Annotated in this window: 12 protein-coding genes; 2 read left to right on the top strand and 10 right to left on the bottom strand. The window is 37.6% G+C overall.

Annotation, left to right across the window (positions count from 1 at the left end; all coding sequences use genetic code 11):
• Positions 1–471 precede the first annotated feature (471 nt).
• Together GMB86_RS10170 and GMB86_RS10165 are read left to right on the top strand one after the other, a co-directional pair.
• Entirely contained in the window at positions 472–3651 is a 3180-nt protein-coding gene (locus tag GMB86_RS10170; protein WP_155219351.1) for a DEAD/DEAH box helicase, read from the top strand.
• Positions 3652–3930: 279 nt separating this feature from the next.
• Positions 3931–7518, top strand: coding sequence for an Ig-like domain-containing protein (locus GMB86_RS10165; RefSeq protein ID WP_230459077.1), 3588 nt, complete (start codon positions 3931–3933; stop codon positions 7516–7518).
• Between the two features lie 403 nt (positions 7519–7921).
• Here the strand turns inward: GMB86_RS10165 and GMB86_RS10160 are convergent, their stop codons facing one another.
• From GMB86_RS10160 to GMB86_RS10115, 10 genes are all read right to left on the bottom strand, one after another.
• Positions 7922–9049: an ABC transporter ATP-binding protein gene (locus GMB86_RS10160; RefSeq protein ID WP_155219348.1), complete on the bottom strand. Its 1128-nt coding sequence runs from the start codon at positions 9047–9049 to the stop codon at positions 7922–7924.
• A gap of 121 nt (positions 9050–9170) precedes the next feature.
• Complete coding sequence (locus tag GMB86_RS10155) at positions 9171–10091, bottom strand: carbohydrate kinase family protein (protein WP_155219345.1); 921 nt, start codon at positions 10089–10091, stop codon at positions 9171–9173.
• Between the two features lie 2 nt (positions 10092–10093).
• Complete coding sequence (locus tag GMB86_RS10150; RefSeq protein WP_155219342.1) at positions 10094–11086, bottom strand: SIS domain-containing protein; 993 nt, start codon at positions 11084–11086, stop codon at positions 10094–10096.
• Positions 11087–11092: 6 nt separating this feature from the next.
• Positions 11093–11944: a carbohydrate ABC transporter permease gene (locus GMB86_RS10145; RefSeq protein ID WP_155219338.1), complete on the bottom strand. Its 852-nt coding sequence runs from the start codon at positions 11942–11944 to the stop codon at positions 11093–11095.
• Positions 11945–11948: 4 nt separating this feature from the next.
• Positions 11949–12833: a carbohydrate ABC transporter permease gene (locus GMB86_RS10140; protein ID WP_196220187.1), complete on the bottom strand. Its 885-nt coding sequence runs from the start codon at positions 12831–12833 to the stop codon at positions 11949–11951.
• 30 nt (positions 12834–12863) lie between these two features.
• A complete protein-coding gene (locus GMB86_RS10135; protein ID WP_196220186.1) occupies positions 12864–14141 on the bottom strand; it encodes an extracellular solute-binding protein in 1278 nt (425 codons plus the stop codon).
• A gap of 38 nt (positions 14142–14179) precedes the next feature.
• Positions 14180–15319 (bottom strand): ROK family transcriptional regulator, encoded by a 1140-nt coding sequence (locus tag GMB86_RS10130; protein WP_196220185.1) that lies wholly within the window; start codon positions 15317–15319, stop codon positions 14180–14182.
• A gap of 370 nt (positions 15320–15689) precedes the next feature.
• Positions 15690–15851: a YvrJ family protein gene (locus GMB86_RS10125; RefSeq protein ID WP_155219328.1), complete on the bottom strand. Its 162-nt coding sequence runs from the start codon at positions 15849–15851 to the stop codon at positions 15690–15692.
• Positions 15852–15910: 59 nt separating this feature from the next.
• Positions 15911–16126 (bottom strand): DUF2922 domain-containing protein, encoded by a 216-nt coding sequence (locus GMB86_RS10120; RefSeq protein WP_155219325.1) that lies wholly within the window; start codon positions 16124–16126, stop codon positions 15911–15913.
• 34 nt (positions 16127–16160) lie between these two features.
• On the bottom strand, positions 16161–16379 hold the full coding sequence (locus GMB86_RS10115; RefSeq protein WP_155219322.1) for a DUF1659 domain-containing protein: 219 nt from the start codon (positions 16377–16379) through the stop codon (positions 16161–16163).
• Between the last annotated feature and the right edge of the window lie 214 nt (positions 16380–16593).

The following is a 16593-nucleotide window of genomic DNA, read 5'->3' as shown; positions in this document are numbered from 1 at the left end:
ATGAGTGTAAACGAGCATTCCTAGGTGGGATAACGGCCCACATGAGCCCGATAGATTCAGACTTTCAATCAGTGGGGGAAGAAGAAACCTCAGATAGTGTAAGTGATTAATATATAGTATTTTTTTGTGTTTTATTAGCAACGCGTGCTCTCCCGCGCGCGTTGGCGTTCACATATAGGCAGAGTCGAACCATATGTATATTTAATCCTGTCACCACTGATCATTTTTTCAGAAGGAGTTGCGCCATCAAGTTAATGCAGTCGCTTGTCATCAATTTTTTCCGCAGCAGTAACAATCCTGGCAGCCCATCACCGGTAAGATCCTTGAATAGTAGTTTTAGGTTAAGTTATATTTATTAAAATCATCATAAGACTGGGTTCTTCCCTTTATTTTGATTATAATATAAAGATAGAGATTTGCTGAGACCATTATATCAAAAGTGAATTTACCATGAGAAACGGGAGAAGCATGTTGAATATCAAATTAAACCAAAAAGTAATTGAAGATCGATGCGGAAAGGTCTCCTTGAAGAGAGGGGACTCTTTTTATCGTGCTAATAAGGTAACATGTGAGACGTATACTCCGGATCGTTGTGAAGCGATTGTTGTTGGTAAAGAACATTTTCATGTGGTGGTTGAAACGGATGGGCATGGGGGCTTGCATACAACTTGCAGCTGCCCTAAACTTGCTTCTGTTAAAAAGGACTGTCAGCATATTGCGGCTGTTTTACTATGGATAAGCGGGCAGCAGAAAAATGGAGAACACTCACTGGAAGAGCCGAATTTAGCCGAAGGAGTCATGCGTATTTTCACACATCGGCCAATCCGTTCAAGTGGTCACCAGTTACACTTTGAAAACCGAGACGTTCTTCCGTTAACTTTTTCATGTAAACCCGTTGTTTTTAATAAAAAGTATATGTTAAGCATCAAGATGAAGATTTGTAAAACGAACGTGCACAATATCCGAGAATTTCTGAATCAGGTAAAAGACGGGAAACCAAGTTGCCTGTCTGATTCATTCATGTATGATCCAGAACGACATTGTTTTCAAAAGGAAACAGATGCTGTTATTCATCAGCTTATTCAGGTGATCGAGGATGAAAGAATTTATCTAGATGGTTTATCTGAATCATTTGACCTTGGTCATGACTTTTTACTTATTCCACCTTCTTCATGGGAACAGTTGAAATCTCTACTAACGAAAACACCAGACGTGAACTTGGTCCATAATGGGAAAACCTATCAAGGTCTTCATTTATCGAATGCAAAGCTCCCTTTACAATTTAACCTTTCAAAAACAAAAGGGAAAGGCTACCAACTTGATATCAATGGATTGGATGAGATCCTTATGCTTGATTCTTATCATTCCGTTTTAATTGATGGGACAATTTTTCAGCTTAAAAAAGAGGATTGTCAATACCTTTCTGATATAAAAGAAATGCTGGAGGCTTCTGGTACTTATCAGATCCCCCTTTCTCCAAATCAAATACCCTTTTTTATGGAAAAAGTATTCCCTGGGTTGAAAAGGTTGGGAGAGGTTCATTTATCTGACATCAATTCCGATCAGTTTGAGAAGACACCGCTCGTTGCTAAATTATATTTGGATCGCATAAAGAATCGTCTGCTTGCAAGTCTGGAATTTAATTATGGGAAAAGTGTAATTAATCCATCTGAAAGTCATGATAGGGATTCAAGTGGCCTGATAGTTAGAGATGTAGAAAAAGAAGCGATGATATTAAAACTGATGGAGGAAAGTTTATTTGCCAAAACAGATGGTGGGTACTTTATGCAAAATGAGGCGTTGGAATATGAGTTTCTCTATCACAGACTTCCAAGGCTTCAAGATCTGGTGCAAATTTATGCCACGACGGCAGTAAGAAACCGTATTTTCAAAGGAAATTCGCAGCCACGGATCAAAGTGAAGGTCCAAAAGGAAAGAACCAACTGGCTGGAATTCAAGTTTCAACTAGATGGTATTCCTGACGAACAGATCCGTGAGGTATTATCGGCTTTAGAAGAAAAACGGAAATATTATCGCTTGCGTAATGGCTCATTGATGTCATTAGAATCCAAGGAATTTGAATACATTCAACAGTTTCTGAATGCAGCACCTATTCAGAATGAAGATTTGGAAAGTGGATTTGTGGTCCCCATCACGAAGGGTCTTCAGCTTCTGGACTCCACAGCCGATCAAGCTTTCAGTTTTGAACAATCGTTCCGTGAATTTTTAGATGGGATTTATAATCCGGACAATCAGACATTTACCGTGCCTAAAAGCTTAGAGAGCGTTTTACGGGACTATCAAAAACAGGGTTACAAGTGGATGAAGAGACTTTCAAGTTTCGGATTTGGCGGGATTCTTGCTGATGATATGGGGCTTGGTAAAACACTCCAAAGTATCACGTTCATTTTGTCCGAGCTTTCCGTTATTCGTGAAAAGAAAAGACCAGTTCTTATTGTCTGTCCCTCATCGCTCACGTATAACTGGCTGAATGAATTGAAAAAATTTACACCTGGCATCCAAGCTGCCATCGTGGATGGTAATAAAGCCAAACGAAGGCACGTACAGAAATTTGTTATGACTAAGGATGTTGTGATTGTTTCCTATACGATGTTACGGAGTGATGTCCACTGGTTTGAAAAGCAAATTTTTCATACCGTGTTTTTTGACGAAGCCCAAGCATTTAAAAACCCGGTGACCAAAACAGCGAAAGCCGTAAAGAAGATCCAAGCTGATCATCGCTTCGCTCTCACGGGAACACCGGTCGAGAATTCACTTGAAGAGTTATGGTCTATTTTTCACGTCGTCTTTCCTGAATTATTTCAAGGGTTACAAGAGTACAGTCAACTCACTAGGAAGAAGATCACTCGACGAATACGACCGTTCCTACTCAGACGATTAAAAAAGGATGTTATTGCGGAACTCCCTAAAAAAATCGAATTGATGGAGTCGGTGGAACTGCTGCCTGATCAGAAAAAGCTATATGCGGCGTACTTAGCGAAACTACGTCATGACACATTGAAACATCTAGACAGAGACACCTTGAGGAAGAACAGAATAAGAATCCTTGCAGGCTTAACTCGCCTGCGTCAGATTTGTTGTCATCCTGCTTTATTTGTGCAGGACTATAAAGGAAAATCTGCTAAATTTGAGCAATTAAAACAGCTCATAAAAGAAGCAAGACTTGCCGGAAGACGTGTGTTGATTTTCTCACAATTTACTAAAATGCTCGAGTTGATCAGCCGAGAGTTCGTGAGCGAAGGACTTCTTTTTTTCTACCTAGATGGACAAACGCCATCTGAAGAAAGAGTCAACCTATGTCATCGGTTCAACCAGGGCGAACGGGATCTATTCCTCATTTCTTTGAAAGCAGGGGGAACAGGACTTAATCTGACCGGTGCCGATACCGTGATTTTATATGACACTTGGTGGAATCCGGCAGTTGAATCACAAGCAGCAGACCGTGCCCACCGCATGGGTCAGGAAAATGTCGTTCAGGTCATTAAACTGGTCGCTCACGGCACAATCGAAGAAAAAATGAATGAGCTTCAGGAGAAAAAAAGACACCTCATTGAGGAAATCATTGATTCTAAGGAAAAGACAACTTATTCTCTTACTGAGGAAGATATTCGGGAGATATTGATGTTGTAGGGTGTAGGCGACGGTGTCAGGCACCACAAAAAGACATTTTTCCACCAAAGTACACGCCAGAAGGACATTGTAAATACCAGAATTAAATAGCCCTATATCACTCTAGAGAAGGAGTGATGTAGGGCTGTTTGGCTTGGTTTATATAGCTGGTTTTTCCCTATTATCGATAAGGATGGTTCCATTTAACACCAAATTAGTATCTCAATAATGCAAAAATAGATGGTGAATATAGCCCGCTTGGAGTAAAATAAAGGAGATTTTAGAAGGGGGAGAATAGTTTTGGTTACTATTAGAAAGATAGTCTATATTTTCTTAGCTACATTATTGATTTTTTCATTTCCAATGGGTGTTTATGCTAATAGCAATTCAGTCTACAAATCTACAAAACAATCAAATTTACAGTCAAACTTAAATCAAAGGACTGTGCCATTAAAAGAAAAAAAGGGGGAGATGGATTACCATAATCCAAGCGACTATCCTTTGATAAATCCTGGAGGAAGTGCAGGGACATTGAATGATAGTTATGGAAGTAATCATTATATTACATATAATTCCACCATTGAGTATTCAACTGATCAAATGAAGGTGCTTCTTGGGTATCAGAATACTACATATTATAAAGATCCATACTTATATATCGAATTTTACACTAATAATAATGGATCTATGGAATATTTAGGTAGATCGACATTTAACGTCAGTGATTCCTCCAATGCGACTTTAGGTACCATGATTGATAAATCAATTTATAAAAATGATCCTTATATTTATATGCGGGTTGGAACATTAGCGAGCTATTATGATAGTTACTATTCAGATGTAACATATTTTAAGGTATCGAATCCTTTTTATAAAGGGAGCGCGGAAACGGATACTTCGAGTAATTATGTTCTTGTCAGCAATGAATCAACAGATGGAGGTCAAAGTGAGAATTCGGGTTCATTTGAAATAAATAATAACAACTATGCCTTTAACAAAAAGATAGATAAAGATGCGTATAAATTAGATTACATTAAACCTTTTGATGCTAAAGATAAAAGTAAAGTGCGAAATAAAAACACAAAGTCTATTAGATCGCAAAGTGTTTTAGGAGATAGTAAAGACTTCTGGGTTTCTAATCTTGAAACAAATACAGATTATCAAATTAATGCGACACTCCTTTATAGCGGGGAAAAAGCGAATGTTTGGGTCAATAACAATCAACTTACGACCCAAGAAGCTGATATATTAGGTAAAGAATTTGATGATAAAATTCATCCTTCAGATGTTGATAACTTTGGGAATGAATCTGACGTTGACGGAAACGGTAAAGTCAACATTCTTTGTTATGACATCCAAGATGGATTTAGCGGGAACGGTGGCTATGTGGCAGGTTATTTTTATTCAGGAGATTTATATGCGACCACTCACTCTAATCAATCAGAAATTTTTTACATTGATACGAACCCATTGATGGGAATGACTTCATCAAAAGATGTATCTGCTGCCTATTCAACGCTTGCCCATGAATTTCAACATATGATTAATTACAATCAAAAAGTTTTTGTCCAAGGTCATAGTGACATGGATACATGGATGAATGAAGGGCTATCTATGGCAGCCGAACAAATATACTCAGGACAAGCTCTCGATGATCGAATTGATTACTACAATTATGATTCATCAATTGCCGCAGGACATTCTCTACTCTATTGGGACTATAGCGGAGATACTTTGGCTAATTATTCTTTATCCTACTTATTTATGCAGTATTTAAAAATTCAAAGTGGCCAAGGGAATCGTTTTTTTAGAGATCTTATCAATGATCCAAATAGTGATTACGTAGCAATAGAAGATCTCATAAAAAAATATATTGATCCAACTTTGACATTTGGAAAATTTATGACCGATTTTAGAGCTGCCTTACTCTTGAAACAAAATTCAGGGTTATATGGATTTAAAGGGGACCAAGCGTTTAATCAATTAAAGGCTAGACTGTACAGTGGCACTTCAACCCAACTCAGGGGCGGAGGGGCTTATGTTAAATCTATAAATTCACCAGACGATTTTACAATACCTGCCGATAAAGGTCCAAACGTAACGTATACGTTACTTTCAACAAATCAGGACAATCCTGACACACCTGTACCAAACAAGCCTAATGTAAACCCTGTTGGCGATAGTGATACAGTTGTTACTGGAACAGCTGATGCTAATGATAAAATCACTGTTTCTATAAATGGAAGTGAGATTGGTTCTAGTTCTGCAGATGGGGATGGTTATTTTCATGTTTCTATTCCAAGTCAGTCCGCAGGAACAGTACTAAATGTCTATGCCGAAGATGCAAGTGGTAATAAAAGCGAAGGAGCGTCAGTTCAGGTAAGCGACAAAACGGGACCATCGAAACCAACGGTAAATAGCGTGAGTGATCAAGATACTTTAGTAAGTGGAACCGCTGAAACGGACGCAAAAGTAACCGTGAAAAATGGTAGTAATGTACTCGGAAGCAGCACAGCTGATCAACATGGCGCATTTAAAGTGACTATTGCAAAACAAAAAGCAGGTAGCACGCTAACTGTGTATGCCGAGGATGCAAGTAGGAATAAAAGCGAAGAAGCGTCAGTCCAGGTAAGCGACAAAACGGCACCATCGAAACCAACGGTAAACAGCGTGAGTGATCGAGATACTTTAGTAAGTGGAACCACCGAAGCTGGCGCAAAAGTAACCGTGAAAAATGGAAGTAATAATCTTGGAAGCAGCACAGCCGATGAACATGGCGCATTTAAAGTGACTATTGCAAAACAAAAAGCAGGTAGCACGCTAACTGTATATGCCGAGGATGCGAGTGGTAATAAAAGCGAAGAAGCGTCAGTCCAAGTAATCGACAAAACGGCACCAACGAAACCAACCGTTTATCGCTTTGGCAATAAAGATACGTATCTTTCGGGTAAAACGGAAGCCTATGGCAAAATTACGGTGAAAGTTGGAAATAAAGTCATTGGATCAGCGAAAGCAGATTCAAAGGGTTCCTACAAAGTAAAAGTAGCCAAACAAAAAGCAGGTGTTACTGTCGCTGTCTATGTCACCGATACAACAGGAAATACAAGTTCAGCAACGATAATAAAAGTGGTTGATAATACAGTACCATCAAAACCAACTGTCTATAGCTTTGGTGACAATCAAACGACTATTTCAGGAAAAGCTGAGGCAGGGTCTCGTATTACGATTAAATCAGGGAAAACAGTGTTAGGCTACGCGACGACGAGTAGCAAAGGGACTTTTACAGTTAGAATTAAATCCAAACAAAAAGCGGGCATAACGTTAATCGCTTATGCAACAGACAAGGCCAAAAATCAGAGTTCCGGAACATCTTTTAGGGTTGTTGACAAAACGGCACCGGCCAAACCAAAAGTTTATACTTTTGCAGATAATCAAACGACTATTTCAGGAAAAGCTGAGTCAGGGTCTCGTATTACGATTAAATCAGGGAAAACAGTGTTAGGCTACGTGACGACGAGTAGCAAAGGGACATTTACAGTTAAGATTAAATCCAAACAAAAAGCGGGCATAACGTTAATCGCTTATGCGACAGATAAGTCCAAAAATCAAAGTCTAGGTGCAACATTTAAAGTCGCTGACAAAACTGCTCCAGGTATACCAAGCGTAAATAAAATAACCTATAAATCGACACATGTGACAGGAAAAGCAGAAAAAGGCGCCACTGTTTATCTTTATAATGGAAGTAAATATCTAGGTAAAGCAACAGTCAACTCAAAAGGCACCTACAGTATTAAGATAAAGAGACAAAAGAAAAACTCAACCCTCAAAATCTATGCAAAAGATAAATCTGGGAATAAAAGCAAATACAAATATGTAAAAGTAAAATAAATGAATCCTAATGGGGTCAGGCACCGCAAAAAGACATTTTGTTAGAAGAGTCCACTTTAGAAAGACATTTGAATAGTTGATATATGAGAAGATATTGGGTGTCAGGTACCGCAAAAAGACACTTTGCTCGCATATTCCACACAGAAAGAACATTGGTGCCAAAGAATAGCCCTACGTCTCTCTTGAACAGGAGAGATGCGGGGCTATTTGGCATAAATTTTATGGTTTGATTTTTCCTCTTTATCAATCACGTTAGCTAAGCAGAAATTTGGGTTGAAATAAAGAAAATGGGTTATGAAGTATCAACAAATCCTCGCTGTTCTCTACTCATATGAGAAAAGCGGGTTTTCTTATTGATGAATTTAAGATCTAGGTCATATAAACAAGGTTTATTTCGTAAATATTATGATATTGCAATAAGTCTAGATTGATTAGTAGATTGGATGACTTCTTCAGTATCTTTATCAAAGAAATGAATTTTATTAAAATCAATTGAAAGCGTGACTTTCTCTCCGTTTGCAATGTTAGTAGACTTTACTTTTGCTATAAGAGTAGAGTCGCCTAGAGAGGTATATAAGAGACTTTCTGAACCCATAAGTTCAGATACATCAATGGTTGCTTGAAAAGTATTTGAATTATTTTTTTCTTTTTTTGGTTCATGATGGATATCTTCGGGTCTTATTCCTAAAGTAATTTTTTTATTTAAGTAACCTTGGGATTTAAGTATCTCGATTTTTTCTTCGGGTATGGTAAATGTGAAGTCACCAATTTTGAGTGCTGTATCTGAACAAGTCGCACTGATAAAGTTCATAGATGGTGACCCGATGAATCCAGCTACAAACCGATTGACTGGACGGTCGTAAACCTCTTTAGGAGTCCCTATTTGTTGGATTATTCCGTCTTTCATAATAACGATTCTGGATGCCATTGTCATGGCTTCAGTTTGATCATGGGTAACGTAGATGGTGGTGGCTCCTAATTTTCTGTGTAGTTTTGAAATTTCTGCTCTCATATGCGAACGAAGTTTAGCATCTAGATTGGATAGAGGCTCATCCATGAGAAATACTTTCGGATTCCGAACCATGGCTCGACCTAAAGCAACCCTTTGTCTTTGTCCACCAGAGAGGGCCTTGGGTTTACGCTTAAGATATTCTTCTAGGCCGAGAATCTTAGCTGCTTCTTTCACGCGTAAATCAATCTCGGATTTATTCATTTTTTTTATTTTCAAGGCAAAAGCCATATTATCATAGACCGTCATGTGAGGGTAAAGGGCGTAGTTTTGAAAAACCATGGCGATATCTCGGTTTTTAGGAGCTACATCGTTCATTCTTTTTTCTTCGATGAGTAAGTCGCCTTCTGAAATATCTTCAAGACCTGCAATCATTCTTAGAGTTGTAGATTTACCACAACCAGAAGGGCCAACTAATACAATGAATTCCTTGTGATCAATGCTCAAATTAAAATCCTTTACAGTTAATGAATCACTATTTTTATAACGTTTTTTGATATTTTTCATCACGATTTTAGCCATCGGTTACCTCCTACATGTAAAGTGGATAGGTTAGTTTAATTCATAAAAAATGATTTTGGAACCTTTGCAAAGTGTTTGGAACAGACCTTGCAAAGGTTATACCAAAGTTGAACAATGTTTTTTAACACTTAATATTGAGTACTTCTTCAATTTCTGTTATATCAGGATATCGATTGTCCTTCCGAGAAACAACAATACTTGCTAGTGCATTACCAAATGCTAGGGCTGTTTTCATATCCGAGCCATTAACAAGTTTATACATGAAGCCAGCATTGAAACTGTCACCGGCTCCTGTCGTATCGTAAGCTTTAGTAGGATATCCGGAATGATGGATAACATCATTTTTTAAATATGCAGTGGCTCCTTTATCTCCGCATTTGACAACGATTTGATTTGCCCCTTTATTAAAAAGTATCTCTACACCTTCTTCTATGGAGGAAGCTCCTGTTAAGTGGAGTAATTCTTCATCGTTTGGCATGAAATAATCAATGTAAGGTAATAGAGAGAAAATTTCATTACAGCTTTTTTCACTCCAACCATCAATAGCTGAGTTCGCATCAAAAAAGATAAGCTGTCTATTTTCTTTAGCACGCATGAGACATCCTTGAGTTTCCTCAACGCCGAAGTTGGGCATAAGAAAGTAACCATATAAAAAACAAGCATCGGCTTTCTCAAAATCTATGCATCGTTTCACAATGTCATCAGTCATTCCATAAAAATGACCACTATAAGTCACAAAATATCTGGATCCTAGTTGATCAACAACCGAGACGGAGACAGCAGAAGGCGTATTAATCCTGACAAGACTGTCTTCAATTAAAGGGCCCATTTCTTTTACAATCATATCACCAAATTGATCATTTCCTATTGCTGAGATCAGTCTAGGTCTTTCATTTAACTTAGCTAACGGATAGACGACATTGGCTAATCCCCCTGGTCTTATGATCATTTCATCTACCATATGTTCTTCATTGAAATCCGGACGGTGTGAGACCTGAGCCATTATTAAATCTATATTAATATTACCAATTAAATTAATCATGATTATTCCCTACCAGTGACTTTACTAATGATTTCTGCTTCTCCTGCGACCAAACCCTTTTGTGAGGAGAGTTCGACAGCTGCTAGCTGAGTGATGTATGAATAAATAGTGACACTCGCATACTCATCAGATGACGGTATGACGATGGAAAGTATATTGTCATGGACTAATTCTTCTTCTGAAATATAGAGCACTTTAGCGCCTAAATCTGCCATTTCTAAGACAAAGTTTTTATTAATTTCATAGGTGATCCCCTTTGGATTAAAGAAAATACTTTGCAAGTTTTCTTTAATAAGTTCAAAAGGTCCGTGACGGAACTGTGGTGCTGATGTTCCTTCAGTGAACATTCTTGCTGTTTCTTTTAATGTTAGGGCCCCTTGCTGAGCAGTACAAACACTCGGACCGCGGCCAATAAGTATGAGGGGTTTATTAGCGTCAAGGAATTGGCCGATTTTTCTTTTATATTCATCTGCATTTTTAAATTGCTGGTCTAAGATATCCGCAGCATCATAGAGTTGTTTTGTTAAGTCTGTGCCTGCTATCTTTGAGGCTAATAGAAGAAGGAGAGCTGCTGTCGACGTGAATGATTTTGATGAAGCGATGGCTTCTTCCTTATGAGAGTGAATATATAGGCTTCTCCCGGCCAAACTTGCTAACGTGGTATCAGGAGAACTTGTTACTGCTGTCACAGAGTCATATTTTTTTGCTAGTTCAACCGCTTCATAACTTTCTCCGCTTTGTGAGATAACAAAGACATGAAATTGTTCAAGAAATTTTGTTGGATAATAGTATAAGAGTTCAGAATTATCCACTGCTATGGCATCTATACCATTGGCATTTAGATATTCAGCTGCTAACTTTGAGGCAACTAGAGAACTACCCATTCCCGTAAATAGAAAAGGTTTGTCTTTTTCGATGCCCATACTTTGATTATTTTGGATTGTTTCTCTTATTGCTTTTGGTTGTTCACACACTTCTTGATAAAATTTACTCATGATAAATTACCCCTTTTCTGAACCTTCACTTAGTCCGCTTACTATGAATTTTTGGAAAATTAAAGCTAATATAATTGGTGGTAATGAAGCAATGAGACCACCGGTGATTTGCATACCGAAGTTTACCATACCACGTTTTGAGAATTCCGATATGGCTACAGTTATGGTTTTTGAGTCATATGTTGATGTAAAGATACTTGCAAACATAAATTCATCCCATGATGCCAGAAGAACAAAAATTCCAGTTGCGATAATCCCCGAAAGGGAAATAGGCAAGATAAAACGGATGAGAACCCCGAAAGAAGAGACGCCATCAAGATAGGCTGATTCTTCCATTGATTTAGGAATTGAGCGAAAAAATCCTTGTAACATCCAAATCGCAAATGGTAGATTAAAAGCTGTGTAAATCAATATAAGGGATGATAAGTTGTTAATCGCTCCAAACCGTGCAAAGATGACGAACAACGGAATGAGAAGGGCAATTTCTGGAACCATTCTAAAGCCAAGAGTTGACATCAATAGTCCATTTTGACCTTTAAAACGAAAACGCGAGATAGCATATGACGCTAATATAGCAATAATTAAAGTTAAAAAAGTTGTTGAGAGAGATACAATAATACTATTTTTCAATGCCTGCATAAAAGGCGGTACGCTTGCATCATTGCTTTCAGCTGTAAATATATCTGTAAAGTTTTTCAAAGTCCAATGACTTGGAAGAAAGTGTAGTGTTTTAGAATTTAGATCTTGTCCCGAAGATAGAGTGGCAATGATTAAAAGAATAATAGGTGCAAGAGTGAATATCATCACAGCTATAACGCCGAGATAGATAAAAAACTGCTGATTTTTTGTTCTTTCCACCTGCCTACCCCCTGTCCTTGTAAAAAATTCGAATATAGATAACGGCAAAGATCATGGTGAATATGGACATGATCTGAGCAAGGGCTGCTCCATAACTAAAATTGCCGAATACCATAGATTGTTGATAAGCAAGAAAAGATAATAATTGTGTTCCCCCGCCTGGACCGCCACCTGTCATAATGTAAATAATATCAAATGCCTTAAATGCTTCCATTGTTCTTATGATTAAAGCAACTAGAATAGCTGGTGCCAAAAGAGGAATTGTAATACTAAATAATCTTTGGAAAGGCTTTACTCCATCGACTTTAGCTGCTTCATAAATATCTTTTGGAAGACTTTGAAGAGCAGCTAACAGTATTAAAGCAACAAAGGCTGTGTTTTTCCAGATGTCAGCCGTCATAATGGCGATCAAGGCTGAAGTTGTGTGACTCAAAATATTACTATACCCATCAGTAAATCCTAAGCGGGCAAGCAAACCTGTAATCGTGCCATGATCTGCATCATAAAACCATTTCCATAATACCGCGTTAACAATGGTTGGAAGAGCCCATGGGATAAGCATTAATCCTCTAACTAAACCTCTTGCTCTAAATTTTTCGTTCAAGATAAGGGCAATGGCAAGCCCTAAAATAAATTCAAATCCAACTGTTACAACAGTAAAGATAATGGTTCTCACTAAACTACTCCAAAAAACACTATCTTTTAGAACGTTGATATAATTGGTAAAACCGATAAAACTCCATAAGTTAGGGTTATCCAACTTATGAACATTTTTAGTAAGATCAATAAAACTAATAAAGATAGAGTAGAGAATAGGTGCAAGTGTTACACAGAGGATCACTAAGAATGCAGGAACTAGATAGACATAGGGTCTTATTTTTTTGATCATCTTCATCCTCCGAGTGATTAAAATAATGATTTACTGGTTAGTTGGTTTTGATGCTGATTTTGCTTTTTTTACAGCTTCATCAAGAGCCTTTTTTGGATCTTTTTTACCTAAAAGAACTTGTTGCAGAATAATTTGAAAGTCTTTTGAAAATTCATTGTAGCCAATAAGAGATGGGCGAGATATCGTGTACTGTAATTGTTTCCCCATATCTTCTAAGGCTGGGTGATTTTTCTTTAACTCTGGGTCTTTATAGAGATCTTGCCATACAGGTAAGGCACCTGCTTTTAAAGATTGTTCTTTTTGTATTTTTTTGCTACCGAGAAATTTAATGAACTTCCATGCAGCGTCTTGATGTTCAGATTGAGGAGTTACCGCTAAATACATCGACCCCGTCGCAGTTTTATGCTCAGATCCATTTGCTGATGGTACAAGACCAACTTTGACTTTTCCTTTTACAGGTGAATCATCCGCATTTAGTTCATTCCAGTAGAATGACCAACCTGATACGAAAGCAGTTTTTCCATTTTTAAAGGCATCTAAGATTTGTCGATCATTATATCCCGTAGATGCATCTGCAATAATTTTGTCTTTTAGAATAGAATCTCTCATATATTGGAGGGCTTGGACACCTTCTTTACTGTTGAAAACGGGTTTGCCGTTATTATCAAGGAATTGGCCACCAAAGGATCCAAGAAATTCACCAAAATAACCTACTAATCCTTCGCTTGCACCCCAGCCCCAAGCACTTGCTGGACCTTTAGTTATCCCTTTACTTTGTAACTTTTTGGACATTTCAGTAAATTCATTCCATGTTGATGGTGGTGCATTATATCCAGCTTTCTTTAGCATGTCTTCGTTGTAGTAAAAGAAGTAAGTGTCATTGAACATTGGGAAACCATAGTAATCGTTTTTATATTTTGTGATATTTAAACTTGCTGGAACTAATTCCTTTTTCATAGAATCAGTAATCTTATCCGTTACTGGTTGGATAAAAGCGGAATCCGCATATTCTGCAGTCCACATTTCGTCAACATCTACTACATCATAGCTAGCATCGCCAGAAGCATTGAATGAGGCAAGTTCTTTATCGTGTAGTTGATCATAAGCAACACTTTCAAAATTAACCTTTATGTTTGGATTTTCTTTTTCAAATTCTTTTACGGCTTCTTTTCGAAAATCAGCAAAATCATCGCTTGATAGGACTCGTATTGTGACTTTTCCATTTCCATCAGAGCCGTTTCCAGACGAACATCCCGTTGTTACGAATATTAGGACCAAAACAAAGAGTAAGCTTAAAAGCTTTTTCATAGTCATTCTCCTCGTATTTATATTTTTAAACGGATAAATTACATAAAGTCTTCATTCTGTATTTTGTCAAAAGCGTAAGCAATAGCCCCTAATGCACCTGCGTCGCTTCCCAAACAAGCTAGTTCTATTTCTACCGGAATATTTGTGAAAGAAGCTACTTTTTGTTTGATATCTTCTATAACAACATTTAAAGATTTTGAAACGCCGCCACCAATAACAATTTTTTCAGGATTTAAAAAACTTGTCATGTTTGCAAGGGTGATAGATAGGTAGTTGACAAATTGATCAATGATCTGATCAATTTCTTTCTGACCTTTTTTATAATTTGAAAGAACAAATTCTGCAGAATAACCCAGTTTTTCAAATGCCAAACCTGAAACTTGTTGTTCAAAAACACCGATACTTTCGGAATTATTTTCTTTGCCATGTTTGATATCTTCTCTATCAATAAATAAGTTGATTTCACCAGCAGAGAAATGATGTCCTTCAACCAAATCACCGTTTGCAATGATGGCACTCCCAATCCCGGAACCTATAGCAATAAATATCATATTATCGGTCTTATCAACCCATCTTTCGCCAAGTGCTGCACAATTGACATCATTATTTACAAAAATAGGATATTTAAAGTAGGGCTGTATTTGTTCCAGTAAGTTAAAATTCTTCCAACCTAAAGCAGATAATTCAATGATTTCCCCTGACCTTGTGTTAACGAGACCTGGAACACCTATCCCGATCCCAAAAATTCTCTTAGTGTCGACTCCAGATTTACTCATTGATGTTGAAATATAATTTGCAATTGTTTCAACATTATTTGTCGAAGGATATATTTCCTTGAACACAATGTCGCTATCCATATCTGTAATAATAATGATGATATTAGATCGACCAATATCCACACCAACGCCGTAACCAGACTTTGGATTAAAACCAAGTTTCATCCCTTTTCGCCCACCACCAACGGTCGAATCACCTAATCCTAGTTCAAAAACAAATTTTTTCTCCAAAAGTTCATTTACAACGAGAGTGACGGTCGATCGACTGAGCCCTAATTTTTTTGAAATACTTGCTCTACTTATGGGTTGGTCCCGGCGAATTGTTTCAAGAACTAGAGTTCTATTCATTTTCTTAATGAGATCTAAATTACCTTTCTTCATCACAGAACACGCTACCTTCACATTTTTCTTGAATATCTATAGATAGGATACATCATCTCCTTATTTTTAAGAAGTTTGTTTGTTCGGAGTATAAACAAACTATTTATCTAAAAAGATACATTATTCGATTAAATGTGTCAATATAATTATCGTAATATGTTAAATTATCTGACATGGTTTTTTGGTTTTTAGGTGTCAGGCACCGTAAAAAGACATTTCGTTAGATAAGTCCACTTCAGAAAGACATTTGGATAGTTGTACATGATAAAGGATCAATCAGTTTTCCTCTCAATCTATAAATCGCATTGAGCAACCTAAAATGGTGAATAAATAGAAAAATTTTTTTAGCCCCACGTTTGAAATGAAATTGATTTCAAACGTGGGGCTATGTTTATGATGCTTTATCTTTTGATAATCTCTGGACTAATGAGGCAGGGAGCTCTTGGATGGAACGGTTAAGTTCATCAAGCTTTCCTTCAATCCGGTATAGCAAATATAAGGTTACCATGATGGGGAAACCGACATCCTTTGCCATAGCGATCCATTGATCCATTATTCTAACCTCCTCTTATAGATTGAAAAAAGAGGGGACCGCGAACCCCTCTTTAATCTTTAGCTTAAAGCAATATCTGTCACATTACGTTCGATAATTTTGGCTCCTTTAACTTTCACATAATCACCACCTGTTGAGGTAAAGACGTTTTGTGAGATGATGGCAGCTTGTGCAGCTTGGATGGCTGCTGGATTGACAGGTTCAACGGGATTATCAAGGGTGAGGCTCACTGTGCCGCCTGTCGTATTTTCAAATTGGAGTTGAAGTGTTTTCATGAGTTTCACCTCCTTTCTTTTTAGAGATTAAATCTTACTCGTGAAGCTGGGAAACGTCCGTACGCTCGATGTCGATTAAGGGGAGCGTTTGGAGTGGGGCAAGAGCTTGTGCGATTGCATAAAGTGCATCCTGGGAAGCGGAAGGTTTGATGTTTCGGAAGCTTTTTCTTTTATAGATTTGTTTTCCTTTTTCATCCATCCCGCCATCAAGCAAAAGGATTAGAGTGCTATTTAGTACATCTGCTGTGGCCATGTTTATCACCTCCTTCACACTATAAGTCGCAGGGAGGAGGGGGAAATGGTGAGAGGGAGGGAAATTTTTTTAAGATTTTTTCTGGATAGGAAAAAGATAATCAAGTATGTCTTGTGTTGCAAAATAAAAAAGACACTGAAAAAATGTACTGAACCCCAGAGTTAGACTTTTACTCTAACTTTTGAGGTGCAGTTCAGGAAGGTGGTTATGATTT

Origin of the sequence: Terrilactibacillus tamarindi, from assembly GCF_009718825.1 — a bacterium.
GTDB classification, from domain to species: domain Bacteria; phylum Bacillota; class Bacilli; order Bacillales; family Sporolactobacillaceae; genus Terrilactibacillus; species Terrilactibacillus tamarindi.
The sequence above is the reverse complement of the archived record's forward strand: the minus strand, read 5'-3'. Positions and strand labels throughout refer to the sequence as shown.

Bases quoted from the DNA above. Each gene is read 5' to 3' on its own strand.
- GMB86_RS10125 (WP_155219328.1), bottom strand. From the start codon at position 15,851: ATGGATCAATGGATCGCTATGGCAAAGGATGTCGGTTTCCCCATCATG.
- GMB86_RS10135 (WP_196220186.1), bottom strand. From the start codon at position 14,141: ATGAAAAAGCTTTTAAGCTTACTCTTTGTTTTGGTCCTAATATTCGTA.
- GMB86_RS10115 (WP_155219322.1), bottom strand. From the start codon at position 16,379: ATGGCCACAGCAGATGTACTAAATAGCACTCTAATCCTTTTGCTTGAT.
- GMB86_RS10140 (WP_196220187.1), bottom strand. From the start codon at position 12,833: ATGATCAAAAAAATAAGACCCTATGTCTATCTAGTTCCTGCATTCTTA.
- GMB86_RS10155 (WP_155219345.1), bottom strand. From the start codon at position 10,091: ATGATTAATTTAATTGGTAATATTAATATAGATTTAATAATGGCTCAG.
- GMB86_RS10150 (WP_155219342.1), bottom strand. From the start codon at position 11,086: ATGAGTAAATTTTATCAAGAAGTGTGTGAACAACCAAAAGCAATAAGA.
- GMB86_RS10120 (WP_155219325.1), bottom strand. From the start codon at position 16,126: ATGAAAACACTTCAACTCCAATTTGAAAATACGACAGGCGGCACAGTG.
- GMB86_RS10160 (WP_155219348.1), bottom strand. From the start codon at position 9,049: ATGGCTAAAATCGTGATGAAAAATATCAAAAAACGTTATAAAAATAGT.